Origin of the sequence: Streptomyces lasalocidi (genome assembly GCF_005280215.1) — a bacterium.
Lineage (GTDB): Bacteria > Actinomycetota > Actinomycetes > Streptomycetales > Streptomycetaceae > Streptomyces > Streptomyces longwoodensis.
Map to the genome: position 1 here is coordinate 5,036,314 of NZ_SZNQ01000001.1, position 26,734 is coordinate 5,063,047.

Here is a 26,734-nt window from a genome sequence, read left to right on the forward strand (position 1 = left end):
ACTCCCTCACGCGCGCGGGACGCGGGCCGTCCGGGCTACCGACCCGGACGCCGTGGAACCGGCCGTCGCTAGAGAGCGCCCTTGCGGGTGAGCTGGGTGAACGCCAGCCAGCCCGGCAGCACCGGCAGCCACAGCGTGAGCAGCCGGAACAGCAGGACGGCGGGGGCGGCGACCTCCTTGGGCAGGCCCACGGCGATCAGGCCGACCGTCAGCGTGGCCTCCACCGCGCCGACACCGCCCGGGGTGGGCGCGGCCGAGCCGAGCGCGTTGCCGGCGAGGAAGACGACGGCGACGCTGGCGATGCTCAGCGAGGTCGAGTCGTCACCGAACGCGCGGATCGAGGCGTCCAGGCACATCACGAAGCAGGCCGTCAGCAGCAGCATGCCGCCGATGCCGGTGACCAGCTTCTGCGGCCGCGCGAGCACGTCCAGCATGCGCGGCACCACCCCGGCGAACAGCGAGCGCACGCGCGTGACGACGAACTTCCGCAGGAACGGCACCGAGGTCACCACGAGCACCAGTACCGCCACGGTCAGCAGACCCGCGATGACCGTGCGGGACGGCGACAGCGACGGCGTCTTCTCCGTGCCGGTCAGATAGCCGAACGACAGCAGCATCAGGATGTGGCACCCGAGCCCGAACAGCTGCGAGGCGCCCACGCTCGCCACCGCGAGCCCCGGACGCACCCCCGCGCGCTGCAGGAAGCGCGTGTTCAGCGCGACACCGCCCACCGCGGCGGGCGCCACGATCTTCACGAACGACCCGGCGACCTGCGCCGCCATCGTCCGCGGGAACGGCACCCGCTCCGGCACGAAGCCGAGCAGGCTCATCGCGGCGGCCACGTAGCTCAGCGCGGAGAACAGCACGGCCATCGCGACCCAGCCCCACTGCGCGTTCGCGACGAGCGGCCCGAACTCGATGTGGGTGAGCTGCGTCAGCAGGAAGTACGCGCCGATCGCCCCGGCGATGAAGCTCATCAGCGTGCGCGGCCGCACCCGCTCCAGGCGGGCCGGCTCGACCGGCGCCTGGGGCCGGATGCGCAGCACCTGGTGGCGGATCTGCGTCAGCAGGTCCTCCTCGCGCGCCTCCTCCAGCGCCTCGTCGATCGCCCGCTTGTCGGCCCGCGCCTGCGCGCGAACGGCCTTCTTGCCGGTCATCTCCGGGACGGTCTCCGCGCTGTCCTCCCCGTCGCCCTCCGCGCGGACCTGCCGGGACAGCCGGGACGCCTCCAGGACCGCCTCGCGCTCGCGCTGCGCGCGCTCCCGGGCCAGCCGGCGCAGCGTCGCGCGCGTGGAGCGGGTCAGCGCGATCGGCTGGAGCATCGGCAGGCAGTCCGCCACGGTGTCCGGCCCCAGCACGTCCACCGCCGACGCCACCGCCCGCTCGGCCCCGGCCCGCAGGGCGAGCGTCGTGACCAGCTGGGCGACGTCCATGCGCAGCAGCAGGTCACCGGCCGCGATCTCACCGCCGCGCAGATCGGTGAGGATCACCGCGCCGGAACGATCCACCAGGATCGCGTCGCCGGCCAGCCTGCGGTGCGCGATGCGCCGTGACTGCAGGGCCTCCACCTGGCGCCAGGTGGAGCGCAGCAGGTCGTCGGTGATCTCCTCGTCCGCCAGCGAGTCCAGGGTGCGCCCGCCGGTGTGCTCGTAGACGAGCATCACGGCGTCGGGTCCCAGCTCGCTCGTGGCGATGAGCTTGGGCGCGTTGGCGCCGGCCGCGATCGCCGCGTAGGCCAGCAGGGCCTCCTGCTCCAGCGCCTGGCGCAGCGACTGGAGGCTGCTGCGGGTCGCGAAGCCGCGCAGGGTCAGGTTGCGCCACGCGCGGTAGAAGAAGCCCTGCGCCTGCTGCTCACGGTCGACGACCGTGACGTCCAGGGGCGGGCCGTCCTCCAGGGTGACGAAATAGCGCCGGCCGCGGTCGCCGTTCTCCGCGGTCTCCGCCGCCATCTCCTCCCGGGCCGCGCTCACCGGGTGGAACCCGACCGTCCGCAGGCCCGCCATGAGGGTGCGCCCGGTGGGCCGGACGTTCGGCGAGCCGACGGCGTACAGGGTGCCGTACGCCACGCTCCAGCCGATCAGGACGGTGAGGATGATCGAGAACGGTGTGGTGTACCCGGTGACCAGCATCGAGAAGGCGTCGAGCATCAGCACGATCCACAGCACCGCGCGCCAGCGCGGGCGGCGGGACATGCCGACGGCGGTCATGTACGCGATGACCGGGGCCAGGTAGCCGTGCACCGGGTCGGTCAGGGCGTGGACGTCACCGGGGGAGGGTTGGGTCAGCGCGTCCTGGATGGAAGTGGGGGCCGCCTTGGCCACCCACAGGTCGGTGGCGAGCGTCACACCGTGGGCCAGCACCGCGGCGAGCACGCCGTCGGCGATCCGCAGCCCGTCCCGTTTGATCAGCCGCTCGATCGCGAACGCGACCGGCACCAGCAGGATCGCGATGCTGGACACCAGCCCGGCGAACTTGATCAGCAGGTCGGGCGCCTGGCCGGTGCCCTTGTTGATGTCCTGTTCGAGGCCGGAGGTGGTGCCGTGGGCGAATGCCGCGACGGCGAGCAGGACCACCACGGCGAGCACGCCCACCAGCAGCCGCATGAGGTCGGAGGGGCGGTGCACGCGTGCGGGGAGCAGCGGCTCGTCGCCCTCGACCTCGTCGACGTGCGTCACCTCCCCGCATTCCGCGTCCGCGGTGTCCCCGGCTTCAGGGGCAGGTGCGCGCGGAGGGTCTCCGGCGTCCGCGGAGGGCTCCCCCTTGCCGTTCCGACCTGCGGAAGCGGCCTTCTTCGCGGTGTCCGGGCGTGACGCAGCAGCGGAGGTCTCCTCCGCGTCCTCGGGGTGCGCACCCTGCTGCTTCATCGACTCTTCTTGATCTCGTATCACCGGTCACCGCCCGCACGATGGTGGCACGTCCCACCGACACTCGGGGCATTCAGGGTGCGCGTGCGGGGGCGCACAGTCTGCCCGAAGCGGCGCCGCGGGGCGAGGGTCACCCACCGTCGCCGGCCCGTCGCACTGTCGGTGGGGTGGGGCAGGATGGGGCGGATGAGCGAGCTGAGCCCTCCGGACGACGACGCCCGCCCGGAGTACACCGACGCCCTGCCGGAGTACGCCGAGCGGGTCCTCGACGTGGCCGAGCGGATCCCGCCGGGCCGGGTCATGACGTACGGGGACGTCGCGGAGTGGCTCCAGGAGGGCGGGCCCCGCCAGGTCGGCCGGGTGATGGCCCTCTACGGCGGAGCCGTCCCCTGGTGGCGCGTGGTGCGCGCCGACGGCGTGCTGCTGCCCGGGCACGAGCTGGACGCCCTCGGCCGCTACCGGACGGAGGGCACCCCGCTGAAGGAGGCGGGCCGGGCCGCCGAGGGCCACCTGCCGCGCCTCGACATGAGACGGGCGCGCTGGGACGGCGGCGAACACGCGCAGGGTCACACCTGACAGCTTCCGCCATCGGACGGCGCACCGAGTGACCTCTGCTCCGAACGGGGGAAGAAGGGCACATCCGTGGCATGACGTACGTTCGAGGGGCGAGGGGCGCACGTGACCCGCGAGGCCGATGGGAAGAACCGGAAGTCCTGCTTCCGGTGAAGTCCCGGGCGTAGCGTCGGCTGCACGCGTCCCCCTCATCCCGCGACCACCGCCCGGCACGAGCGGCGGACCGACCACCAGCACACCCACCAGGACCGGCGAACCACGTGAGCTCCTCCTCCTCCACCGGACGACTGCCGCACCCCCAGGCGCGGCAGGGGAGCCGTGGCGCTTACCGACTGGTCCGCACTCCTGCGGCCCGTGTGGATCCCCCTGAACTGGACGCAGCCCAGCGCGCCGTGGTTGACCACCGGGCCGGGCCGCTGCTCGTCCTCGCAGGTCCGGGCACCGGGAAGACCACCACCCTGGTGGAGTCCGTGGCCGCGCGCGTCGCCCGCGGCGCCGACCCCGCGCGGATCCTGGTGCTCACCTTCAGCCGCAAGGCCGCCGTCGAGCTGCGCGACCGCATGGCCCTGCGCATGGGTGCCGCCCACGCCCCCCAGGCGACCACCTTCCACTCGTTCTCCTATGCCCTGGTCCGCGCCCACCAGGACAGCGACCTGTTCGTCGAGCCCCTGCGCCTGCTGTCCGGCCCCGAGCAGGACGTCACGGTCCGTGAACTGCTCGCCGGCCAGGTCGACCTCCAGCGCCTCGGCCTCGCGCATGTGCGCTGGCCCGACGACCTGCGCGCCTGCCTCACCACGCGCGGGTTCGCCGACGAGGTCCGCGCGGTGCTCGCCCGCAGCCGCGAACTGGGACTCGACCCCGGCGCGCTGGACGCCTTCGCGCGCCGCATCGGCCGCCCCGACTGGCGCGCCGCGGCCGCCTTCCTCGCCGAGTACCTGGACGTGCTCGACCTCCAGGGCGTCCTCGACTACGCCGAACTCGTCCACCGCGCGGTGCTCCTCGCCCGCCGCCCCGAGACCGCCCCGCGGCTCGCCGCGCAGTACGACGCCGTCTACGTCGACGAGTACCAGGACACCGACCCCGCCCAGGTACGCCTGCTGCACGCGCTCGCGGGCGGTGGCCGCACCCTGGTCGCGTTCGGCGACCCCGACCAGTCGATCTACGCGTTCCGGGGCGCCGACGTGAACGGCATCCTCGACTTCCCGCGCGCGTTCCCCCGCAGCGACGGCCGCCCGGCACCGGTCGACGTGCTGCGCGTCTCCCGCCGCTCCGGAGCCGCGCTGCTCGCCGCCACCCGGCTGCTCACCCAGCGCATGCCGCTGACCCGCCTCCCGGCCGAGAAGGTGCGCGCCCACCGGGACCTCGCCCCCGTGCGCGACGGCGGCCGCGTCGAGGCGTACACGTACCCGACGCCCGGCACCGAACTGGACAACGTCGCCGACATCCTGCGCCGGGCCCACCTCGAGGACGGCGTGCCCTGGGGCGAGATGGCCGTCCTCGTGCGCGCGGGCGCCCGCACCATCCCCACGGTCCGCCGCGCCCTCACGTCCGCCGGCGTCCCCCTCGACATCGACGGCGACGACCTGCCGCTGCGCCACGAACCGGCCGTCGCCCCCCTGCTGACGGCGCTGCGGGCGGTGGCCACGGCGGAGGCGGGGGAACGGACGGAGGACGGCGGAGGCACGTCCGGGGGCGCCCAGGTCTCGACGGGGGCCGCCGGGGCCTCGACGGGGGCTGCGGACCCCGTGGCAGGGGCTGCTGAGCCCTCGGCAGACGCGGAACCCTCGGCGGACACGGGGCCCTCGGCAGACACGCAGGCCTCGGCGGAGGACACGGACGAGCCGGTCACCGAGGGCCGCCCGGCGGATGCGGCGGACCCAGGTGCGGACGAGCGCGACCCCGACCCGCAGGACCGCGCCGAGGCGGACACCCCCTGCTGGCTCGACACCGAGACCGCCCTCACCCTGCTGACCTCCCCGCTCGCCGGGATGGACGCCGCCGACCTGCGCCGCCTCGGGCGCGCCCTGCGCGACGAGGAGCGCGCCGCGGGCAACCCGCTGCCCCCGCCCTCCGACGAACTGCTCGCCCGGGCGCTCGCCGAGCCGGAGCGGCTGGCCGTGCACGACCCCACGTACGCGCGCGGGGCGCAGCGCCTCGGCGCGCTGCTCCGCAACGCCCGCGAGCGCCTCGCCGGCGGCGGCACCGCCGAGGAGGCGCTGTGGGACCTGTGGGAGGGCACGCCCTGGCCGAACCGCCTGGAGCGGGCCGCCCGGCGCGGCGGCGCGGCCGGACGCAACGCCGACCGTGACCTCGACGCCGTGTGCGCCCTGTTCGCCACGGCCGCCCGCGCGGAGGAGCGCACCGGAGGCCGGGGCGCCCTGAACTTCCTGGAGCAGATCGAGGCCGAGGACATCGCCGCCGACACCCTCACCCGGCGGGCCGTGCGCCCGGACGCCGTGCGCCTGATGACCGCGCACCGCTCCAAGGGCCTGGAGTGGCGGCTGGTCGTCGTGGCCGGCGTCCAGGAGGGGCTGTGGCCCGACCTGCGCCGCCGCGGCTCGCTGCTGGAGGCCGACCGGATCGGCCGCGACGGGCTGGCCGAGCCGCTGACCCCGGGCGCGCTGCTCGCCGAGGAGCGCCGCCTGTTCTACGTCGCCGCCACCCGCGCGCGCGAACGCCTCGTCGTCACCGCCGTGAAGGCGCCCGCCGACGACGGCGACCAACCCTCCCGCTTCCTCGCCGAACTCGGCGTCGAACCGCGCGACGTCACCGGCCGCCCCCGCCGCCCCCTGTCGGTCGCCGCGCTCGTCGCCGAACTGCGCGCCACCACCGTCGACCCGCGCACCTCCACCCCCCTCAGGGAGGCCGCCGCGCGGCGCCTGGCCCGCCTGGCGGCGCTCACCGACGAGGACGGCCGCCCGCTGGTGCCGTCCGCGCACCCGTACCGCTGGTGGGGCATGTGGGACCCGACCGAGAGCAAGGTGCCGCTGCGCGACCGCGACGAACCCGTCGTGCTGTCCGGCAGCGCGCTCGACCAACTCGCCAACACATGCTCCCTGCAGTGGTTCCTGGGCCGCGAGGTGAAGGCGGACGCGCCCGCGACCGTCGCGCAGGGCTTCGGCAACGTCGTGCACGTCCTCGCCGACGAGGTCGCCTCCGGCCACACCCCGGCCGACCTCGACGTGCTCATGGAACGACTGGACTCCGTGTGGAACGCGCTCGCCTTCGACGCGCCCTGGAAGTCGCAGCAGGAGAAGGACCACGCGCGCGTGGCGCTCGAACGGTTCCTGAAGTGGCACGTCATGGACCGCACCGGCCGCACCCCGGTGGCGAGCGAGCACGACTTCGACGTCACCCTCGAGGCCGGCGACTACCAGGTGCGCATCCGCGGCCAGATGGACCGCGTCGAGGCCGACGGCGACGGCCGCGCCTACGTCGTCGACTTCAAGACCGGCAAGCAGGCGCCGACCGCGCGCGAGGTGGAGCGCCACCCCCAGCTGGCCGTCTACCAGCTGGCGGTCCGCGCGGGCGCCGTCGACGACGTGTTCGACGGCGCGCGTCCCGAGCCCGGCGGCGCGGAACTCGTCCACCTCCGCCAGGGCGCCGCCCAGCGCGACGGCGGCGAGACCCTGCCCAAGGTGCAGGCGCAGGAGCCGTTGCAGGGGGAGTGGGTCGGCGACCTGCTCGCCACGGCGGCCGGCAAGGTCCTCGACGAACGGTTCACCCCCTCGGCCGGCCAGCACTGCACCCACTGCGCGTTCCGGGCGTCGTGCAGCGCACGGCCCGAGGGACGCCACGTCGTCGAGTGACGAGGAGCGGGGAACCGGCAGTGCCGTGGGACGGGACGGAGGGCCCGGTCAACGGGAGTGACGTATCGCACCACCCCTGCTGACCTGCACGTCTGTCGTCCCGCAGCACGGAAGCGGCCTCGGCTGTCAGTGCCCGCCGCTAGCCTCTGACGACATGCCCGCCCGTATCACCGACCCCGAGCAGCTCAAGGAGCTCCTCGGCATCCCGTTCACCCCGGAGCAGACGGCCTGCATCACCGCGCCGCCCGCGCCGCAGGTGATCGTGGCCGGCGCCGGGTCGGGCAAGACGACCGTGATGGCCGCGCGCGTGGTGTGGCTGGTGGGCACCGGGCAGGTCGCCCCCGAGCAGGTCCTCGGCCTGACCTTCACCAACAAGGCCGCCGGAGAGCTCGCCGAGCGCGTGCGCAAGGCCCTGGTGAGGGCGGGCGTCACGGACCCCGACGTCATCGACCCGGACAACCCGCCCGGCGAGCCGGTGATCTCCACCTACCACGCCTTCGCCGGGCGGCTGCTGACCGACCACGGCCTGCGCCTCGGCCTGGAGCCCACCTCCCGCCTCCTCGCCGACGCCACCCGCTACCAGCTGGCCGCGCGCGTGCTGCGCGAGGCGCCCGGCCCGTACCCGGCGCTCACCCGCTCCTTCGCCGACCTCGTCAGCGACCTCCTCGCCCTCGACGCCGAGCTCGCCGAACACCTCGTGCGGCCCGAGCAGCTGCGCGCCTGGGACGCCGAGCTGCTGCTCACGCTGCGGAACGCGAAACTGACCAACGCCGACCTGCGCAAGGTGCCCGAGACCGCCGCCGCCCGGCGTGACCTGGCCGAGCTGGTGATCCGCTACCGGGCGGCCAAGCGCGAGCGCGACCTGCTCGACTTCGGCGACCAGATCGCCCTGTCGGCGCGGCTCGCGGGCATCCCCGAGGTGGGCCGCGTCCTGCGCGACGAGTTCCGCGTGGTCCTCCTCGACGAGTACCAGGACACCTCCGTGGCCCAGCGCGTCCTGCTGGCCGGCCTGTTCGGCGACGGCACCGGCCACCCGGTCACCGCCGTGGGCGACCCCTGCCAGGCCATCTACGGCTGGCGAGGCGCCTCCGTCGCCAACCTCGACGACTTCCCCGAGCACTTCGCGCACGCCGACGGCGACCCCGCCGGCCGACGGGCCCTCAGCGAGAACCGCCGCAGCGGCGGCCGCCTCCTCGACCTCGCCAACGGCCTCGCCGCACCCCTGCGCGCCCTGCACGCGGGCGTGGAGGCGCTGCGCCCGGCACCCGGAGCCGAACGCGACGGCGTGGTGCGCTGCGCCCTGCTGCCCACCCACGCCGAGGAGATCGACTGGCTCGCCGACTCCCTCGCCCACCTGGTGCGCACCGGCACCCCACCCGGCGAGATCGCCGTCCTGTGCCGCACGGCGACCGACTTCGCCGAGATCCAGGGCGCCCTGGTCGCACGGGACGTGCCGGTCGAGGTGGTCGGCCTGTCCGGGCTGCTGCACCTGCCGGAGATCGCCGACCTGGTCGCCGTCTGCGAGGTCCTCCAGGACCCCGGCGCCAACGCCTCCCTGGTCCGCCTGCTGACCGGCCCGCGCTGGCGCATCGGCCCGCGGGACCTCGCCCTCCTCGGCCGGCGGGCCCGGCTGCTGGTGGCCCACGCGCGCGCGGACGACGCCGACGACCCCGACCGCCGCCTCGCCGAGGCCGTCGAGGGGGTCGACCCGGCCGAGGTGATATCGCTCGCCGACGCCCTCGACACGTTCCTGGAGACCCCGCTGGACAACGCCGGGGACGACGACGGGCTGCCGTTCTCGCCGGACGCCCGCGTGCGCTTCGCCCGGCTCGCCGCGGAGCTGCGCGACCTGCGGCGCTCGCTGTCCGACCCGCTGATGGACGTCCTGCACCGGGTCCTCGCCGTCACCGGACTCGAGGTCGAGCTGTCGGCGTCCCCGCACGCGCTCGCCGCCCGCCGCCGCGAGACCCTGTCCAACTTCCTCGACGTCGCCGCCTCCTTCGCGGCCCACGACAACGAGGCGAGCCTGCTGGCCTTCCTCGGCTTCCTGCGCACCGCCGCGCAGTACGAGAAGGGCCTCGACAACGCGCTCCCGGGCGGCGAGAACACCGTCAAGGTGCTCACCGCGCACAAGTCCAAGGGCCTGGAGTGGGACGTCGTCGCCGTCCCCGGCCTGGTCACCGGCACCTTCCCCAGCGCACAGGGCCGCGAGAAGTGGACCTCGCAGGCCAAGGTGCTCCCGCACGCACTGCGCGGCGACGCCGACACCCTCCCCGACGTCGAGTCGTGGGACGCGCGCGGCATGCGCGGCTTCCACGAGGCGATGAAGGACCACCAGCACACGGAGGAACTGCGCCTCGGCTACGTCACCTTCACCCGCCCCCGCTCCCTCCTGCTGGGCTCCGGCCACTGGTGGGGCCCCACCCAGAAGAAGCCGCGTGGCCCGTCCGACTTCCTGCTGGCCCTGTACGAGCACTGCGCGGCCGGCCACGGCGAGATCGAGGTCTGGGCCGACCCGCCCGAGGAGGGCGAGGAGAACCCCACCCTCCACCAGGCCACCGTCGACCAGGTCTGGCCCCTGCCCTTGGACGACGCCGCCCTGGCCCGCCGTCGCGCCGCCGCCGCGACGGTCCTGGCCCACCTCGACGACCTCGCCACCCGTGAGGACTCCCACCCCGCCGCGGCCCACGAGCGCGACACCTACGACGACCCGGACTGGCCCCCGCCCCCGGAGGAGGACGACGAACCCCCGTACGACGAACCCCCGTACGACGAGCCGCCACCGCAGGAGCCGCCGTACGACCCCGGGTCGCCCTACGACGAGCCGCCCCACGACGAGCCGCCGCACGCCCCCGGACCGCGCCCCACCGTCCCGCACCAGGCGGCACCCCCCGAGGTCCCCCCGGCGCGCGACCGGCTCACCCCCGAGGAGGCCCGCGCCGTCGCCTCCTGGGACCGCGACCTCGACGCGCTCACCGGGGAGCTGCTGCGCGCCCGGCGGGCCGTCACCGACGTGCCCCTGCCGACGACGCTCACCGCCTCGCAGGTGATGCGCCTGGCCGCCGACCCGGACGGGTTCGCGCGGGACCTGGCGCGCCCCATGCCGCGCCCCCCGCAACCGGCCGCGCGCCGGGGCACCCGGTTCCACGCGTGGGTGGAGGCCCGCTTCGAGGAGCTGACGCTGCCCCTGCTGGACCCGGAGGAACTGCCGGGCGGCGACGCGGAGATCGCCGACGAGCGGGACCTGGAGGCCCTCAAGGAGGCGTTCGAGCGCACCGCGTACGCCCGGCGCACCCCGTACCGGGTCGAGGCGCCCTTCCAGCTCGCCCTCGCCGGCCGGGTCGTGCGCGGCCGCATCGACGCCGTCTACAAGGAGGGCGACGGCGCCACGGCGACGTACGAGATCGTCGACTGGAAGACCGGCCGCGGCCGGTCCGGTGACCCGCTCCAGCTCGCCCTGTACCGGCTCGCGTGGGCCGAGCAGCAGGGTGTCCCTGTGGAATCGGTCACGGCGGCCTTCCTCTACGTCCGCACCGGGGAGGTCGTCCGGCCGGCCGGCCTGCCGGACCGGGCCGCGCTGGAGCGGCTGTTGACGCAGGAAGAGGCCCTCACGCACGCGTACGCGGACGGCTCCGGACCGCCGGACGGTGCCCAACCGCCCGGCGGGGATGCCGGCGCGGGCCGATAGGCTCGTGACCATGAGCCAATCCGTTGACAGTGACGTCAGCGCCGTCCGCCGCTACATCGAGCGGCACCGCGCCGCGTTCCTCGACGACCTCGCCGAGTGGCTGCGCATCCCGTCGGTGTCGGCCCAGCCCGACCACGCGGACGACGTACGGCGCAGCGCGGACTGGCTCGCCGCGGCCCTTGGCCGAACCGGCTTCCCCACGGTCGAGGTCTGGCCCACCCCCGGCGCCCCCGCCGTCTACGCCGAGTGGCCCTCCGACGACCCCGGGGCGCCCACCGTGCTGGTCTACGGCCACCACGACGTGCAGCCCGCCGCCCGCGAGGACGGCTGGGACACCGACCCCTTCGAACCGGTCGTCCGCGACAACAGGCTGTACGCGCGCGGGGCCGCCGACGACAAGGGCCAGGTCTTCTTCCACACCCTCGGCGTGCGCGCCCACCTCGCCGCCACCGGCCGGACCACGCCCGCGGTCCACCTCAAGCTCCTCATCGAGGGCGAGGAGGAGTCCAGCTCCCCGCACTTCCGCGCGCTGGTCGAGGCGAACGCCGAGCGGCTCGCCGCGGACGCCGTGATCGTCTCCGACACCGGCATGTGGTCCGAGGACACCCCCACCGTGTGCACGGGCATGCGCGGCCTCACCGACTGCGAGATCCGGCTGTACGGCCCGGACCAGGACATCCACTCGGGGTCGTTCGGCGGTGCCGTGCCCAACCCGGCCACCGCGGCCGCCCGCCTGGTGGCCGCGCTGCACGACGAGCACGCGCGCGTGGCGGTCCCCGGGTTCTACGACGGCGTCGTCGAGCTGACCGAGCGCGAGCGCGCGCTCTTCGCCGAGCTGCCCTTCGACGAGGAGCAGTGGCTGCGCACCGCCAAGTCGCACGCCACCCACGGCGAGGCCGGGCACACCACCCTGGAGCGCATCTGGGCCCGCCCCACCGCCGAGGTCAACGGCATCGGCGGCGGCTACCAGGGCCCGGGCAGCAAGACGATCATCCCCGCCTCCGCCATGGTGAAGCTGTCGTTCCGGCTCGTCGCGGGACAGGACCCCGACCACGTCGAGAAGGCCGTGCGCGACTGGGCGGCCGGGCAGCTGCCCGCGGGCATCCGCAGCGAGATCGAGTTCAGCCCCGCCACGCGCCCGTGCCTGACCCCGCTGGACCACCCGGCGCTGCAGTCGGTGGCCCGCGCCATGGGGCGCGCCTTCGACCGGCCCGTCCGCTTCACCCGCGAAGGGGGCTCCGGTCCGGCCGCCGACCTCCAGGAGGTCCTCGGGGCCCCCGTCGTCTTCCTCGGCATCTCCGTCCCGTCCGACGGCTGGCACGCCCCCGACGAGAAGGTCGAACTGGACCTCCTGCTCAAGGGCGTCGAGACCACCGCGTACCTGTGGGGCGACCTCGCCGCGACCTGGCGCCATGCGCCCTGACACCTGCGCACGGGCCGGGGCGGACGACGGCGGGGGCACACTGGGAGGACCACCCCACCCCGGCCCCGCACCGGACCCGGTCGCCCCCTGCCGCACGTCCCGCTGAACCGCCCGCCCGAAACCACCGTTCCACCGGGGGAGTTGGAAGCACCCGTGACCACCTGGACCGACCAGAACGCCGATCGACCCCTCTCGCTCACCGCCCCGAGCGGCATCGACCGGGCCGCGCACCACCGGCTCGACGAGGCCTGGCTCGCGGCGGCGTGGAGCCACCCCACGACGCGCTGTTTCGTGGTCTCCGGCGGTCAGGTCCTCATCGACGAGACACCCGACGGCCGCACCGAGCTCGTCATGACCCCGTCCTTCGAGGCCCCGCTCACCGAGGCCCACCGCTACTTCCTCGGCATCGACGAGGACGGCGTCAGCTACTTCGCCCTCCAGAAGGACGCGCTGCCCGGCCGCATCGACCAGTCCGCGCGCCCGGCCGGCCTGCGCGAGGCGGGCCTGCTGCTGTCGCCGCGCGACATCGGCCTGATGGTGCACGCCGTCGGCCTGGAGAACTGGCAGCGCACCCACCGCTTCTGCTCCCGCTGCGGCGAGCGCACGGTGATCGCCGCGGCCGGCCACATCCGCCGCTGCCCCGCGTGCGGCGCCGAGCACTACCCGCGCACCGACCCGGCCGTGATCATGGCGGTGACGGACGAGGACGACCGCATCCTCCTCGGCCGCCAGATGCACTGGCCGGAGGGCCGCTTCTCGACGCTCGCGGGCTTCGTCGAGCCCGGCGAGTCCATCGAGCACGCGGTGCGCCGCGAGGTGGCCGAGGAGGTCGGCGTCACCGTCGGCCCGGTCGAGTACATCGCGAGCCAGCCCTGGCCCTTCCCGTCCAGCCTCATGCTGGGCTTCATGGCCCGCGCCACCACCACCGACATCGACGTGGACGGCGACGAGATCCACGAGGCCCGCTGGTTCTCCCGGGACGAGCTGGGCGCCGCCTTCGAGTCCGGCGAGGTCCTGCCGCCCTACGGCATCTCCATCGCGGCCCGGCTGATCGAGCTCTGGTACGGCAAGCCCCTGCCGACCCGCGGCTTCCTCTAGGCAGGTCGCCGCCGGGACCGGACACGACGAAAGGGCGGCCCCCCTTACGGGGAGGCCGCCCTTCGACATGGCCGTTCAGGCGTCCACGGGGGCCGCTCAGGCGCCGATCTTCTGCTTCACCTGCGCCAGCGACGGGTTCGTCAGCGTCGAACCGTCCGCGAAGAGCACGGTCGGGACCGTCTGGTTCCCGCCATTCGCCTTCTCCACGAAGGCCGCGGACTCCGGGTCCTGCTCGATGTTGATCTCGGTGTATCCGATGCCCTCGCGGTCCAGCTGCTTCTTCAGCCGCTGGCAGTAGCCGCACCAGGTGGTGCTGTACATCGTCACAGTGCCCTGCATGTCTCGCGCGCTCCTCAGCCGGCTCGGGAACAGGTCCTACTAGGGGGAGCAACGCACACCACCGCCCGACCATTCCCCGCCGGGGCACGCCCGTCCCCGGAGGTCCCCGCCGCGCCCACGTGACGTCTGCCGCATCGGTACGACAATCAGTGCCCGCCTGTGGACAACCGGCTCGGCCGTCTCCCACGACCTGGCAGCATGGCGGTGTGACAGCAGCAACGCACTCCTCCCTCTTCCCGCAGGTACCGGACTCGGCCGACGCGGTGCTCGAAGGGCTCGACCCCGAGCAGCGCGAGGTCGCCACCTCCCTGCACGGACCGGTGTGCGTGCTGGCGGGAGCCGGCACGGGCAAGACCCGCGCCATCACCCACCGCATCGCCTACGGCGTCCGGGCCGGCATCCTCCAGCCCTCCAGCGTGCTCGCCGTCACCTTCACCGCCCGGGCCGCCGGCGAGATGCGCGGCCGGCTCCGCCAGCTCGGCGCCCAGGGCGTCCAGGCCCGCACCTTCCACTCCGCCGCCTTGCGTCAGCTGCAGTACTTCTGGCCGAAAGCGATCGGTGGCTCCCTGCCCCGGCTCATCGACCGCAAGGTCCAGCTGGTCGCCGACGCGGCCGCCGCCTGCCGCATCCGTCTCGACCGCGGCGAGCTGCGGGACGTCACCGCGGAGATCGAGTGGTCCAAGGTCACCCAGACCGTCCCCGCCGACTACCCCCGCGCCGCCGCCCAGGCCGGCCGCGAGACCCCGCGCGACCCCGCCGAGATCGCCCAGCTCTACTCCGCCTACGAGGACCTCAAGCGGGACCGCGCCGTCATCGACTTCGAGGACGTCCTGCTGCTGACCGTCGCCGTCCTGCAGGACCGGCAGGACATCGCCGAGCAGGTCCGCTCCCAGTACCAGCACTTCGTCGTCGACGAGTACCAGGACGTCAGCCCCCTCCAGCAGCGCCTGCTGGAGCTGTGGCTGGGCGACCGCGACACCCTGTGCGTCGTCGGCGACGCCAGCCAGACCATCTACTCCTTCACCGGAGCCACCCCCGACCACCTCCTCGACTTCCGCACCCGCCACCCCGGTGCCACCGTCGTCAAGCTGGTCCGCGACTACCGCTCCACCCCCCAGGTCGTCCACCTGGCCAACGGCCTGCTCGCCCAGGCCCGCGGCCGGGCCGCCGACCACCGGCTGGAGCTGGTCTCCCAGCGCTCCCCGGGACCCGAACCCGTCTACGCCGAGTACGCCGACGAACCCGCCGAGGCCGAGGGCGCCGCCCGCCGCATCCGCGACCTCCTCGACTCCGGCGTCCCCGCCTCGGAGATCGCCGTCCTGTTCCGCACCAACGGCCAGTCCGAGACGTACGAGCAGGCGCTCGCCGACGCCGGTATCCCCTACCAGCTGCGCGGCGCCGAGCGCTTCTTCGACCGGCCCGAGGTGCGCAAGGCGGGCATCGCGCTGCGCGGCGCCGCCCGCTTCGGCGGGAACGACTCCGCCCTGGAGGACGCCGTCGACCTGCCCTCCCAGGTGCGGGCCGTCCTGTCCGGCGAGGGCTGGACCCCGCAGCCCCCGGCCGGCTCGGGCGCGGTCCGGGAGCGCTGGGAGTCGCTGGCCGCGCTGGTGAACCTCGCCCAGGACTTCGCCGCCGCCAAGCCGGACGCCACCCTCGCCGACCTCGTCGCCGAACTCGACGAGCGGGCGGGCGCCCAGCACGCCCCGACCGTCCAGGGCGTCACCCTCGCCTCCCTGCACTCGGCCAAGGGCCTGGAGTGGGACGCCGTGTTCCTCGTCGGGGTCGCCGAGGGCATGATGCCGATCACCTACGCCAGGACCGACGAGCAGATCGAGGAAGAGCGCCGGCTGCTCTACGTCGGGGTCACCCGGGCCCGCGAGCGGCTCCACGTCTCCTGGGCCCTGTCCCGCGCACCCGGCGGCCGTCCGAACCGCCGGCCCAGCCGCTTCCTGGACGGCCTGCGCCCCGGCTCCGGCACGGCGGCCGGCCGGAGTCCCGCCGGGGCCGGCGGCGGCATCGAACGCGGCCCCGCCGGCACACCCACCGCGAGCGCGCCCGCCGTGCCCCGCCGCACCCAGCGCGCCCCGGCCCGCTGCCGGGTCTGCGGACGCACGCTGACCGACGCCGGGGAGCTGAAGCTGCTGCGCTGCGAGGACTGCCCGTCCGACATGGACGAGGGGCTGTACGAGCGGCTGCGGTCCTGGCGCGCGGTGCAGGCACGGCGCTCGGGGCAGCCGGCGTTCTGCGTCTTCACCGACAAGACCCTCATGGCCATCGCCGAGACCGTCCCCGAGGAACCGGGTGAGCTGGCCCGTATCCCGGGGGTCGGCGTGCGCAAGCTCAACCGCTACGGGACCGATGTCCTGGCCCTCTGCGCAGGTCAGGACCTGGGCGGGGAGGACGAGGCGGACTGATCGGAACTCTTCCAAAAAATAGTTTGCACATGCCCCAGCAATCCCCATAGGTTCTTAGGCACGGGAACGGCGGCCTTCTCGAAGGCCCTGATTCCGTGCTGTACTTGCGTATCCGCCGGATCGGGTTCACGCCCGGTCCCTTGAGACGCCGAGAGGAGGCGATTCCAGTGATCAGCATCAACAACGCCGGTTCCATCAACAGCGCCAAACTGACCGATCGCTCGGTCGTCTCCCTGTGCCTGCTCGGCTCCTCCCACCGGGGCACCGGTCTGTCCGGCATTCGTGTCGAGCGTCCGGCGTCCTCCGTCGCCCCTGCGGGCCTTCCCGTCCGCGAGCGTGACGAGCGACCGACCAAGGCACTGGAAGCAGCAGTAGTGGCACAGGCGCAGGCCTATGCCTTTACGGCGACCGGTGCCGGATTCCGGAAGCAGACGACGCAGCACCACCTGATGTGGGCCTTCCGTGGGCCAGAACCCTGGAGTGATCCAGCCTGATCTCGATCAGGCCGGCGCCTTCAGGGCCGCGGAACCCCATCCGGGATCCGCGGCCCTTCTGTTTTCCCCGAACGGGGACGGCAGAGAGAAGGGGCCTCGGGACAAGAAAAGAACCCGGTACCCAGCCGACACCCGGCCCCACAGGGCCGGACCGACCAGACGAGGAAGACCACCCGTGCAACTCGAAGCGCACGCCCCGTCCGTACCGCCTTCCGCAACGCTCCCGCCGCCCGGCCTCACGGAGGACTCCACCTTGACCCCGCTCACTCCGCTCACCGCGCTCACCGCGCTCGACGACGCCATCGAGAACCTCGGCGTGCCCGTCCCCTGCCGCTCCTACGACCCGGAGGTCTTCTTCGCCGAGTCGCCCGCGGACGTCGAGTACGCCAAGTCCCTGTGCCGCACCTGCCCGCTGATCGAGGCCTGCCTCGCCGGGGCCAAGGAGCGGCGTGAGCCCTGGGGTGTCTGGGGTGGCGAGCTGTTCGTCCAGGGGGTCGTCGTCGCCCGGAAGCGGCCGCGTGGCCGCCCGCGCAAGAACCCGGTCACGGCATGAACACCACCGGAACCATCGACCGTCCCCTCACGCACGACCCCAAGAAGCAGGCCCCGATGAAGCCGTCCACCAGCGAGCCCGCCGGCTCCGCGACCGAAGACGTCACCACCACCGGCGCGATCGACTCGCGTCAGAACAGGACCCGAGAGATGCAACTCATCCCAGAAGCCCTGGCTCGTGCGCATATGCACGAGCGACTGCACGAGGCCGAGCGGGAACGCCGGGCCGTGCGCCTGGCCACCGCCCGCCGGATGCAGCGCCGGGCCGAGCGCGCCTCGATGCGTGCCCGCCGTGCGCTCGCCATGGCCGTGATGCAGTGACCCAGTCCACCTGAAGCGGTGGCCTCCCCGACCCCGGGGAGGCGAAGCTCTCCTCGCGGGGGCCGGTCCGACCGAACGGACCGGCCCCCGCGGCGCGTCCGCCGTCGGACCGCCGCGGGCGCCACCGGCACCCGGCGGAGGCTCACGCCTGCGCCACCGAGTCCCCGTCCTCGTCGGCGTCCTCGGCGTCCTCGTCCGCCCCGCCCTCTGCGTACGCCCGGTCCTCCCCGTCCTCCCCGTCCTCACCGTCCTCACGGTCGTCCAGCGGTTCCTCCTGCGGGACGAAGCCCGGCAGCCACTCCTCCAGTTCCTCGCGCAGCCGGACCGTCGCGCCGAGCTGGCACAGGACGCCGATGGTGCTGAGGGTGACGCGGTGGATCAACAGGTACGCCGGGGGCAGGTTGAGCCGCTTGCCCAGCTGGTAGGCGGGGGAGCGGGGGTCGGCGATGCGGGCCGCCTGGCTGCGCATCCAGCCCCGGGTGAAGGTGAACTCCTCCACCTGGGCCGGTTCGATGATCGGCAGCAGGTAGTCGAGGACCGCGTCCGGGTCCAGCTCGACGGACTCCTTGACGAAGCCCTCCGTGCGCAGCAGCTCGTAGACGGCGTCCGCGTGGCCGTCGAGGGTCATCCGCAGCGACTCGCCGATCGGGGCCGGCAGTCCGCCCGGGAGGCGGTCGACCGTGCCGAAGTCCAGCACGCCGAGGCGCCAGTCGTCCTCGCCCTCCGGGCCGCCGGGCAGCAGCCGGAAGTTGCCCGGGTGCGGGTCGGCGTGCAGCAGGCCGGTGCGGGCCGGACCGGAGAACAGGAAGCGGGCCAGGAGCTGACCGGCGCGGTCGCGCTGCTCCGGCGTGCCGTCGGCGATCACCTCGGACAGCGGCACCCCGTCGATCCACTCGGTGACCAGGACCTGGTCGCACTGGTGCACCACGGCCGGGACCACCACGTCCGGGTCGCCCGCGAACTCCTCCGCGTGGGCCTGCTGGGCGTCGGCCTCCAGCTCGTAGTCCAGCTCCTCGGAGACGCGGTCGCGCCACTCGGCGATCAGCGGCTTGATGTCCATGCCGGGGATGAGCGGACCCAGCAGGCGCGCGAACCGGCCGAGCTGGTTGAGGTCGGACAGCAGGGCGTCGCCCGCGCCCGGGTACTGGACCTTGACCGCGACCTCCCGGCCGTCGTGCCACACGCCACGGTGCACCTGGCCGATCGACGCGGCCGCGGACGGCTTGTCCTCGAACTCCAGGAACAGCTGGGGCCAGTCCTCGCCCAGCCGCTGCGCCAGCACCGCGTGCACCGTGCGCGTCGGCATCGGCGGCGCCGCCTCCTGGAGCTTGGTCAGGGCCGCCCGGTAGGGTCCGGCGACCTCCTCGGGCAGCGCCGACTCGAAGACGGACAGCGCCTGCCCGAACTTCATCGCACCGCCCTTCAGCTCACCGAGCACCTTGAACAGCTGCTCGGCCGTGCGCTGCTGGAGCTCGCGGCCGACGATCTCCGCCGACTCGCCGACGATGCGTTTGCCCAGCCCCCAGGTCGCCCGGCCGGCGAAGCCGAGCGGGAGCGCGGCGAGCTTGGCGGTCCGGGTGACCGCCTTGCGGGGAAGATCAGACATGCGCCCTCCAGGTCCCAGCCGGCCGCGCCGTGTGTGCCCTACGGCCCAACTCCTTCGAATGCCGTTGCTCCCCCATTGTCGCGTGTGCGCCCGCGTCCTTTGAGGGGTGTTCTCCCTCACCTTCCTCCGGACGGCTCTCCGTACGGTCCTCCGCCGCTCCGCACGGACAGGCCGGGTGCGCCCACACCGGCCGAGCATGCCACTGGAAAGTGGGTGCCGAGACCTCCCAGCGGGCCCCGGCGCTCGACGGGCCGCGGCCGTCGAGGAAGGCCAGGGCGTGCGCGGCGGCCAGACCGGCGACCGTCGTGGCCAGCGCCAGGTCGCAGGCGCGGACCGGGCGCCGGTGCCCCGACCGCCACTGGGCGACCAGCCGCGGCCAGGTCGGATCGCGGTCGACCCGCTCCTGCTGCAGACAGCCGGCGCAGCCCGTCTCCCCCGGGAGGACCAGCGGCCCGACGACGCCCGTGGCCTCCACCACCCCGGCGTACAGATGCGGGATGCCGGACGCCAGCAGCGGCTGCGCGGCCGCCGGGTCGGGGGCGTGCACGGCGACGTCGTCGCGCGGGGCGAGGACGACGAGGGCGAAACCGTCGGGCTCCGGGTCGGCCGAGGGGCCCGGGGTCCGGCGGGGCGGCCGTTCGGGCGCGGACCGGCGGGCCGCCCGGCGGGCCGCCTCGTCCCGGCGCTCGCCGATCGCGTCGGCGGGCAGGCCGCCCGGTGCCACGTCGCCCGGCTCCACCCGGCCGCCGTCCCGCACGTCGACCTCGCCGACGCCCGCCCCCGCCAGCAGCGAGGCGATCACCGCGCCGACCCGGCCGGCCCCGCGCACCTGCACCCGCAGCCTCCGGCGCGCGGCCAGCAGGCCCATCGCCTCGCCCGGCCCCGGCGCCACCAGCGACAGCGCCGCCAGGTCGGGGCGCAGCCGGTCCAGCACCCCGAGTCTGGCGCGCAGCGCGTCCGCGTCCGCACCGCCCCCATGCGCGTCGTCGACCAGCCCGGCCCGCGCCAGCCGCCGCACCAGCAGGTCGACGTGGCCGTCCGGCAGGTCCATCCGGCGGCCCTCCTCCCGCAGGAGCGGCAGCCCCCGGGTGCCGTCCAGCAGGTCGAGGAAGCTGCCCGTCGCCGTGTCCATCGGCCCGAGCGTCAGCGCGTGCGCCGGGGTCATCCCGAACTGCACGGTGTTGAGGTCACGCCAGCCGCGCCGCAGCGCGGGTTTCACCATCGGATGCATGAAGGGCCCCCGTAGCCGTCGAACGTCCCGTACGCCGGCGGAGCGGGGCGTGGGAGGTCCTCGCTCCGCCGACGAGTGTCAGCATGCCGGGGTCCGCCGAGCGGTGCGCCGAGTTGTCCACAGGCGCCCCGATTCGTCGTACTAATCCGTCGTACGCCGCACACCGGGGGTACGGCTTGCGCCCCGAACCGTCCCGGAGCCGGGACTTCCCCCAGGTGCAGCGGGTAACGTCGAGGCGTGCCCGCCGACCCACTGCACCGCGCCGGAACCCCACAGCGCAGTACGACGAGCCAGCCGCCGAGCGGCTCGGGGGCGAGCGCGATCGAGGTGCGCCGGAGTACCCGCCGACGGCGGACGGTCTCCGCGTACCGCGAGGGCGATCGCACCGTCGTGCTCATCCCTGCCCGCATGTCCAAGGCCGAGGAACAGCGCTGGGTCAGCGTCATGCTCGACAAGCTGGCCGCCCAGGAGAGCCGGCGCGTGCCCGGGGACACCGAGCTCGCCGAGCGGGCGGAGCGGCTGTCCGCGCAGTACTTCGAGGGCCGGGCCCGACCCCGTTCGGTGCGCTGGGTGACCAACCAGAACACCCGCTGGGGCTCGTGCACCCCGGCGGAGGGCAGCATCCGCCTGTCGCACCGGCTCAAGGGCATGCCCGAGTACGTCATCGACTACGTGCTGCTGCACGAGCTCGCCCACCTGCTGGTACCGGGTCACGGGTCCGACTTCTGGCAGTTGCTGGAGGCCTACCCGCGCACCGAGCGGGCCCGCGGCTACCTGGAGGGAGTGGTGGCCGCCGAGCGGCTGCCGCACCTGCCGGGCACGCGCGGACAGTGAGCGCGGTGACCACGCGCGCGTTGTGTACCGGGTCTGTACCGACACCGTTCGATCTCGGGGTTTGCGGTTAGCCTGGCGCGACGCACTCACTTCGGGATGGGGGACGGTCGTAACGCATGGCCAGGGAATTCCAACGCGGCCACAAGGCCAGGATCAGTGACCTCACCGCGGGCACGGATCTGTACGTAGGCGTGCAGATCTCCGCCCCCGGCCTGAGCTTCGACATCAGCTGCTTCGGACTGGACGCCGACGAACGGCTCTCGGACGACCGCTACTTCATCTTCTTCAACCAGCCGAAGTCCCCGGAGGAGTCCGTCCAGCTGCTGGGCGGCCAGGCCGGCGACACGGAGTCCTTCCGGGTCACCCTCGACCGGATCCCGCCGCGGATCCAGAAGCTGTCCTTCACCGCGACCATCGACGGCGCCGGACAGATGTCGCAGATCGGCCCCGGTTACCTGCGCATCGTCGCGGGCGGCGAGGAGGTGGCCCGGTACTCCTTCGACGGCTCGGAGTTCACCACCGAGCGGGCCGTGATGCTCGGCGACTTCTACCTGAAGGACGTGTGGCGGTTCGCGGCCGTCGGCCAGGGCTTCGACGGCGGCCTGGAAGCGCTGCTGAAGAACTTCGGCGGCGAGGTCCTCGAGGAGGAGGCCCCCGCCGCGCCGCCGCAGCCGCAGCCGCAGCCGCAGCAGCCCGCGGCGGGTGGCGCCCCCGGGTTCGCCCCGCCCGCCTTCGGCGCCCCGCCCGCCCCGGCCCCGGCTCCCGCCGCGCCCACGCCCCAGCCGCAGCCTGCCGCGCAGCACTTCGCGCCCCCCGCGCCCCCGCCGGGCACCACACCGCCCCCGCCGCCCGCGCCCCACCCCTCCGTGCACGGCGCGCCGACCCTCATCGCCCCCATGACGCCGCCCGGTGGCGTCCAGGTCCCGCCGCCCGGCCCGGTCCCCGCGCCCTACGGCCAGCCGCCCCAGCAGCAGTACGGGCAGCCCCCGGCGCCGTCCGCGCCCATGCCGCCCGGCTACGGCCAGCCCCCGGCCCCGCAGGCCCCGCAGCCCCCGATGCCGCCCGGCTACGGCCAGCCCGGCCCGCCCCCCGGCTACGGCCAGCAGCCGCCCTTCGGCCAGATCCCCGGCCAGCAGGCGTACGGCGTGCCGCAGGGCGCGCCCCCGGGCGGCGCCGGAGTGGGCGCCGCGCTGCAGAAGTTCCGGGAGACGCCCACCGGGCAGCGCTGGACCCAGCAGAACAGCAAGCTGATCCGCGTCGACCTGGGCATCGGCGGCCAGCCGGTGCTGGCCCGGCAGGGCAGCATGGTGCTCTACCAGGGCAAGGTCGACTTCAGCTACAAGGGCGCCGGGTTCGCCGGCCGCATCGTCGGCAACGCCACCGGCCAGGAGATGCAGCTGATGCGCTGCACCGGCCAGGGACAGGTGTTCCTCGCCGAGAACTCCACGATGCTGCACCCCATCGAGCTCCAGGGCGACGGCATCTGCGTCTCCGCGGAGAACGTCCTCGCCTTCGACGAGAGCCTGCAGTACGAGGTCCGCCGCATCGAGGGCCACGGCATCCCCGGCGGCGCGCTGTTCACCATGCAGTTCCAGGGCACCGGCACCATCGTCGTCAAGACGCACGGCACGCCCGTGGTGCTCCCGGTCACGCCGACCACGTTCGCCGACTGCAACGCCGTCGTCGCCTGGTCGTCCGCCGCGCAGGTGATCGTCTCCAGCCAGGTGCGGATGCGCCGCAACGCGTACCCGGGCGACACCGGCGAGAGCATCAACCCCCAGTTCCGGGGCGCCCCCGGCAACTTCATCGTCGTCCAGCCGTACGAGGTCTGAGGGAGCCCGTCATGAACCAGCAGCTCGCGGGCTTCGCCCCCGCACCCGTCACCGCCCGCATGGAGAACCACGGCAACCACATGCTGAAGGTCGCCCTGCAGACCGGGAACGACCTCCTCGCACGCGTGGGCTCGATGGTCGCCTACGAGGGCTTCGTCCAGTACGAGCCCAACCCGCCGGCCGTGCGCCAGATCGCGCGCGACTGGATGACCGGCGAGGGCGCCCCCCTGATGAAGTGCTCCGGCGACGGCCTGCTCTACCTCGCCGACTACGGCGCGGACGTGGTCGTCATCAACCTCAACGGCGACGGCATCTCCGTCAACGCCACCAACCTGCTCGCCTTCGACGCGCACCTCACCTGGGGCGTGGAGCGGGTCAAGGGGCTCGCGAAGTTCGCCGGGCAGGGCCTGTGGAACACCAAGATCTCCGGGCAGGGCTGGGTCGCGCTCACCTCCCGGGGCAAGCCGATCGTCGTCGACTGCGGCGGCGGCGAGGACGAGACCTACGTCGACCCGGACGCCCTGGTCGCCTGGTCGCCCAACCTGAAGGTGAAGGGCAAGCGCAGCTTCAAGGCGCAGTCGCTCATCGGCCGGGGCAGCGGCGAGGCCTACCAGATGGCCTTCTCCGGCCAGGGCATCGTCGTCGTCCAGCCCAGCGAGGACAGCACCGACCGCCTCCGGTTCCGGGGCTGAGGGGGAGCCAGAACGCCATGCAGAGCCCGCTTTTCGCGTACAACGACCAGCAGACCCAGGAGCGCTGGAGCCTGCAGAACAAGCACATGCTCCGCGTCAACCTGGAGGGCCACGACGACGTCCTCGCCCGCAAGGGCACGATGGTCGCCTACCAGGGCCTCGTCGAGTTCGACGCCGAGTGGCAGAACACCAACCAGCGCCGCGCACGCGCGCGTACCGGCGAGGGGCTGGACCTGATGCGCTGCCACGGGCAGGGCACGGTGTACTTCGCCAACCTCGCCCAGCACATCCACGTGATGGAGGTGGAGCAGGACGGCCTCACGGTGGACAGCAGCTACGTCCTCGCCATGGACTCCTCGCTGCACCACGAGGTCATCGCCGTCGACAGCGTGTACGGCATCTCCGGCTCAGGGAAGTACCAGCTGAACATCACCGGGCGCGGCAGGGTCGCCCTGATGACCTCCGGCGCCCCGCTGCTGATGCAGGTCACGCCCGACAAGTACGTCAACTGCGACGCGGACGCGATCGTGGCCTGGTCCACCGGGCTGCGCGTGCAGATGCAGGCCCAGACGCACTCCTCGGGCGTGTGGCGCCGGCGCGGCACCACCGGTGAGGGCTGGGAGCTGAGCTTCATGGGCAGCGGCTTCGCGCTCGTCCAGCCCAGCGAGCTGCTGCCGCCGCAGAACGCCCAGATCGGCCAGGGCCTCGCCGCGCAGTACGGCATGGGCCAGCACGGGGCGCGCGCACAGAACCAGGGCAACGCCTGGAGCTGATCGCTGATCGCTGATTCCGGGCCGACGTCCGGAACGACACGGCATCACGTAAGGGGCGACCGTCCGGGCGGTCGCCCCTTACGTGCGGCGCACGAGTACGCGCGCGTCCTCGCGTCCCGGCGGCCGGTCAGAGCCGCGCGCGCGTCGCCTCCAGCAGCCGTACGACCGAGTCGTCGGCGACCGACGCGACCTCCACGTAGGGGAACCAGCGCAGGTCGAGGGACTCGTCACTGATCGCCTCCACGGCGCCGGCCGGGGCGAGCGCGGCGTACTGCACGTCCAGGTGCCAGGCACAGGGTGTGAGATGGCGGTCCAGGCGCACCGGGCCCCCGGGCAGCAGCGTCAGCCCGGAGATGCCCGACTCCTCGCGTCCCTCGCGCAGCGCGGCCTCGGCCAGGGTGGCGTCGACCGGCTCGCAGTGACCGCCCATCTGCAGCCACATCCGCAGCTTCCTGTGCAGGGTCAGCAGCGCACGGCCCCGCTCCGGGTCGATCACCAGGGCGCTCGCCGTAATGTGCCCGTCCCCGCAGGCCTTCCACATGCCGTCCGGATGGGCGGCCAGGTGGTCGAGGTAGAGCCGGCGCAGCTCGTCTTGGTCCTGGTGGCCCTCGTACTCCTTCAGGACCAGGACCGCGTCGTCGTACAGGCTCACTCGGTGCCGTCGCCCTTGCCGCCGTCGCCCTCGCCCCGGGCGTCCGTGCCGGAGTCGCCCGTCGCGTCCGTCCCCTTCGGGTCCTGCTCCGAACCCTTCTCCGGGCCCTTCGTCAGGTCGGGCTTGCCCGCCGCCTCGCCGAGCATCTTGTCCAGCTCGGAGAAGTCCATCTGCTCGCGGTGGACGAAGCCGTCCGGGTCGTCGAGGTCGCCGGCCGTCGGCAGCATGTCCGGGTGGGCCCACAGGGCGTCACGGCCGTCGACCCCGCGCGCGTCCGTCAGCGACGCCCACAGGCGGGAGGCGTCCCGCAGCCGGCGCGGGCGCAGCTCCAGGCCGATCAGCGTGGCGAAGGTCTGCTCGGCCGGGCCGCCCGAGGCGCGGCGCCGGCGCAGCGTCTCGCGCAGCGCGTCCGCCGACGACAGGCGCGGCTTGGCGGCCGCGTGCACGACGGCGTCCACCCAGCCCTCGACGAGGGCCAGGGCCGTCTCCAGACGGGCCAGCGCGGCCTTCTGCTCGGGCGTGTCCTCGGGCTGGAACATGCCCTGCTGGAGCGCGTCCTGCAGCTGCTCCGGGTTCTGCGGGTCGAACTGGCCGACCACGTCCTCCAGCTTGGCGGTGTCGACCTTGATCCCGCGCGCGTACCCGTCGACCGCGCCGAACAGGTGCGAGCGCAGCCACGGCACGTGCGCGAACAGACGCTGGTGGGCCGCCTCGCGCAGCGCCAGGTACAGCCGCACCTCGTCCTTCGGGACGCCCAGGTCCTTGCCGAACGCCTCGATGTTCGCCGGCAGCAGCGCGGCGCGGCCGGCCGGGCCGAGCGGGAGGCCGACGTCGGTGGAGCCGACGACCTCGCCCGCGAGGACGCCGACGGCCTGTCCGATCTGCGAGCCGAACATCGCGCCGCCCATCGAGCGCATCACGCCGATCAGCGGGCCGGCCATGGCCTGCATCTCCTCCGGCAGCACGTCGCCCATCGCCGTGCCCACGCGCTCGGCGACCGGGTCGACCAGCTCCTGCCACGCCGGCAGGGTCGCCTCGACCCACTCCGCGCGCGACCAGGCGACCGCGGAGGCCGCGCCGGACGGCAGGGACGTCACGTCGTCCAGCCACAGGTCGGCCAGGCGGACGGCCTCCTGCACCGCGCTGCGCTCGGCGGGGCCGATGCTCGCGTCCTTCACGCCGTCCGGCGTGCCCTGGGCGACGGTCTGGCGGGCGATCTGCTTGGCCATGTCCCAGTTCACCGGGCCGCCCTCGTAGGACAGCATCTGGCCGAGCTGCTGGAAGGCGGCGCCCAGGTCGGTGGGGTTCAGCGAGCCGAACATGGCCGCGAACGGATTGTCACCGCCGGGGCCGCCCGCTCCGGGCACCCCGAATCCGAACGGGTTGGCCGGGCCCTGACCACCACCGCTCTGCGGGTCCTTCTGCTTGCCCTCGTCGCCGTCTTCCGGCTCCTCCGGCGGAAGGCCGAAGCCGAATGGGGTGTCACTCACGGGATTCCTCGGCTGGTAAGGCCACCGGTTCTCGTCCGGCGGCGCGGCT

19 protein-coding genes are annotated in these 26,734 nt (G+C 74.0%); 13 read left to right on the forward strand and 6 right to left on the reverse strand.

Features of this window, described 5'->3' with window-relative positions:
* Positions 1 to 68 precede the first annotated feature (68 nt).
* Positions 69 to 2,864: a lysylphosphatidylglycerol synthase transmembrane domain-containing protein gene (locus E4U91_RS22830; RefSeq protein WP_174867851.1), complete on the reverse strand. Its 2,796-nt coding sequence runs from the start codon at positions 2,862 to 2,864 to the stop codon at positions 69 to 71.
* A 186-nt stretch (positions 2,865 to 3,050) separates the two neighbouring features.
* On the opposite strand from E4U91_RS22830, the gene E4U91_RS22835 reads away from it, so the two are divergent.
* The 5 genes from E4U91_RS22835 to nudC all read left to right on the forward strand — a co-directional run bounded on the left by E4U91_RS22835 (position 3,051) and on the right by nudC (position 13,455).
* On the forward strand, positions 3,051 to 3,440 hold the full coding sequence (locus tag E4U91_RS22835) for an MGMT family protein (RefSeq protein ID WP_168218147.1): 390 nt from the start codon (positions 3,051 to 3,053) through the stop codon (positions 3,438 to 3,440).
* A 257-nt stretch (positions 3,441 to 3,697) separates the two neighbouring features.
* Positions 3,698 to 7,246 carry an ATP-dependent helicase gene (locus tag E4U91_RS22840; protein WP_137308564.1) on the forward strand — a complete coding sequence of 1,183 codons (3,549 nt, stop codon included), beginning with the start codon at positions 3,698 to 3,700 and terminating at the stop codon, positions 7,244 to 7,246.
* Between the two features lie 154 nt (positions 7,247 to 7,400).
* The gene (locus E4U91_RS22845; protein WP_137308565.1) at positions 7,401 to 10,934 is read left to right on the forward strand and encodes an ATP-dependent helicase; all 3,534 of its coding nucleotides are present in this window, start codon (positions 7,401 to 7,403) and stop codon (positions 10,932 to 10,934) included.
* Between the two features lie 10 nt (positions 10,935 to 10,944).
* Positions 10,945 to 12,357, forward strand: coding sequence for a dipeptidase (locus E4U91_RS22850; RefSeq protein ID WP_137308566.1), 1,413 nt, complete (start codon positions 10,945 to 10,947; stop codon positions 12,355 to 12,357).
* Between the two features lie 153 nt (positions 12,358 to 12,510).
* Positions 12,511 to 13,455, forward strand: a complete 945-nt coding sequence (nudC, locus tag E4U91_RS22855; RefSeq protein ID WP_137308567.1) for an NAD(+) diphosphatase — start codon at positions 12,511 to 12,513, stop codon at positions 13,453 to 13,455.
* Between the two features lie 96 nt (positions 13,456 to 13,551).
* On the opposite strand, the gene E4U91_RS22860 is transcribed toward nudC, so the two are convergent.
* Entirely contained in the window at positions 13,552 to 13,794 is a 243-nt protein-coding gene (locus tag E4U91_RS22860) for a mycoredoxin (protein ID WP_137308568.1), read from the reverse strand.
* Positions 13,795 to 13,943: 149 nt separating this feature from the next.
* Between E4U91_RS22860 and E4U91_RS22865 the strand changes: the two genes are divergently transcribed.
* The 4 genes from E4U91_RS22865 to E4U91_RS22880 all read left to right on the forward strand — a co-directional run bounded on the left by E4U91_RS22865 (position 13,944) and on the right by E4U91_RS22880 (position 17,575).
* Positions 13,944 to 16,208 (forward strand): ATP-dependent DNA helicase UvrD2, encoded by a 2,265-nt coding sequence (locus E4U91_RS22865; protein WP_422070939.1) that lies wholly within the window; start codon positions 13,944 to 13,946, stop codon positions 16,206 to 16,208.
* A gap of 167 nt (positions 16,209 to 16,375) precedes the next feature.
* Positions 16,376 to 16,702, forward strand: a complete 327-nt coding sequence (locus E4U91_RS22870) for a hypothetical protein (RefSeq protein WP_079084189.1) — start codon at positions 16,376 to 16,378, stop codon at positions 16,700 to 16,702.
* A 175-nt stretch (positions 16,703 to 16,877) separates the two neighbouring features.
* Positions 16,878 to 17,255, forward strand: a complete 378-nt coding sequence (locus E4U91_RS22875) for a WhiB family transcriptional regulator (RefSeq protein WP_137308571.1) — start codon at positions 16,878 to 16,880, stop codon at positions 17,253 to 17,255.
* Positions 17,252 to 17,575 (forward strand): hypothetical protein, encoded by a 324-nt coding sequence (locus E4U91_RS22880; RefSeq protein ID WP_137308572.1) that lies wholly within the window; start codon positions 17,252 to 17,254, stop codon positions 17,573 to 17,575. Before E4U91_RS22875 ends, E4U91_RS22880 begins: the two co-directional genes overlap by 4 nt.
* A 142-nt stretch (positions 17,576 to 17,717) precedes the next feature.
* Here E4U91_RS22880 and E4U91_RS22885 read toward each other — a convergent pair whose 3' ends face one another.
* Entirely contained in the window at positions 17,718 to 19,181 is a 1,464-nt protein-coding gene (locus E4U91_RS22885) for an ABC1 kinase family protein (RefSeq protein ID WP_241678667.1), read from the reverse strand.
* Entirely contained in the window at positions 19,174 to 20,412 is a 1,239-nt protein-coding gene (locus tag E4U91_RS22890) for a TOMM precursor leader peptide-binding protein (RefSeq protein ID WP_137308573.1), read from the reverse strand. The genes E4U91_RS22885 and E4U91_RS22890 overlap by 8 nt, the downstream gene beginning before the upstream one ends.
* A 237-nt stretch (positions 20,413 to 20,649) precedes the next feature.
* Between E4U91_RS22890 and E4U91_RS22895 the strand changes: the two genes are divergently transcribed.
* The 4 genes from E4U91_RS22895 to E4U91_RS22910 all read left to right on the forward strand — a co-directional run bounded on the left by E4U91_RS22895 (position 20,650) and on the right by E4U91_RS22910 (position 24,543).
* Positions 20,650 to 21,246 carry a M48 metallopeptidase family protein gene (locus tag E4U91_RS22895; RefSeq protein ID WP_137308574.1) on the forward strand — a complete coding sequence of 199 codons (597 nt, stop codon included), beginning with the start codon at positions 20,650 to 20,652 and terminating at the stop codon, positions 21,244 to 21,246.
* A gap of 116 nt (positions 21,247 to 21,362) precedes the next feature.
* On the forward strand, positions 21,363 to 23,078 hold the full coding sequence (locus tag E4U91_RS22900; RefSeq protein ID WP_137308575.1) for a TerD family protein: 1,716 nt from the start codon (positions 21,363 to 21,365) through the stop codon (positions 23,076 to 23,078).
* An 11-nt stretch (positions 23,079 to 23,089) separates the two neighbouring features.
* Complete coding sequence (locus E4U91_RS22905; RefSeq protein WP_137308576.1) at positions 23,090 to 23,770, forward strand: AIM24 family protein; 681 nt, start codon at positions 23,090 to 23,092, stop codon at positions 23,768 to 23,770.
* 17 nt (positions 23,771 to 23,787) lie between these two features.
* Complete coding sequence (locus tag E4U91_RS22910; RefSeq protein WP_137308577.1) at positions 23,788 to 24,543, forward strand: AIM24 family protein; 756 nt, start codon at positions 23,788 to 23,790, stop codon at positions 24,541 to 24,543.
* A gap of 127 nt (positions 24,544 to 24,670) precedes the next feature.
* On the opposite strand, the gene E4U91_RS22915 is transcribed toward E4U91_RS22910, so the two are convergent.
* Together E4U91_RS22915 and E4U91_RS22920 are read right to left on the reverse strand one after the other, a co-directional pair.
* Positions 24,671 to 25,195 carry an NUDIX hydrolase gene (locus E4U91_RS22915; protein ID WP_137308578.1) on the reverse strand — a complete coding sequence of 175 codons (525 nt, stop codon included), beginning with the start codon at positions 25,193 to 25,195 and terminating at the stop codon, positions 24,671 to 24,673.
* On the reverse strand, positions 25,192 to 26,685 hold the full coding sequence (locus tag E4U91_RS22920) for a zinc-dependent metalloprotease (protein WP_137308579.1): 1,494 nt from the start codon (positions 26,683 to 26,685) through the stop codon (positions 25,192 to 25,194). The genes E4U91_RS22915 and E4U91_RS22920 overlap by 4 nt, the downstream gene beginning before the upstream one ends.
* Positions 26,686 to 26,734: the final 49 nt, after the last annotated feature.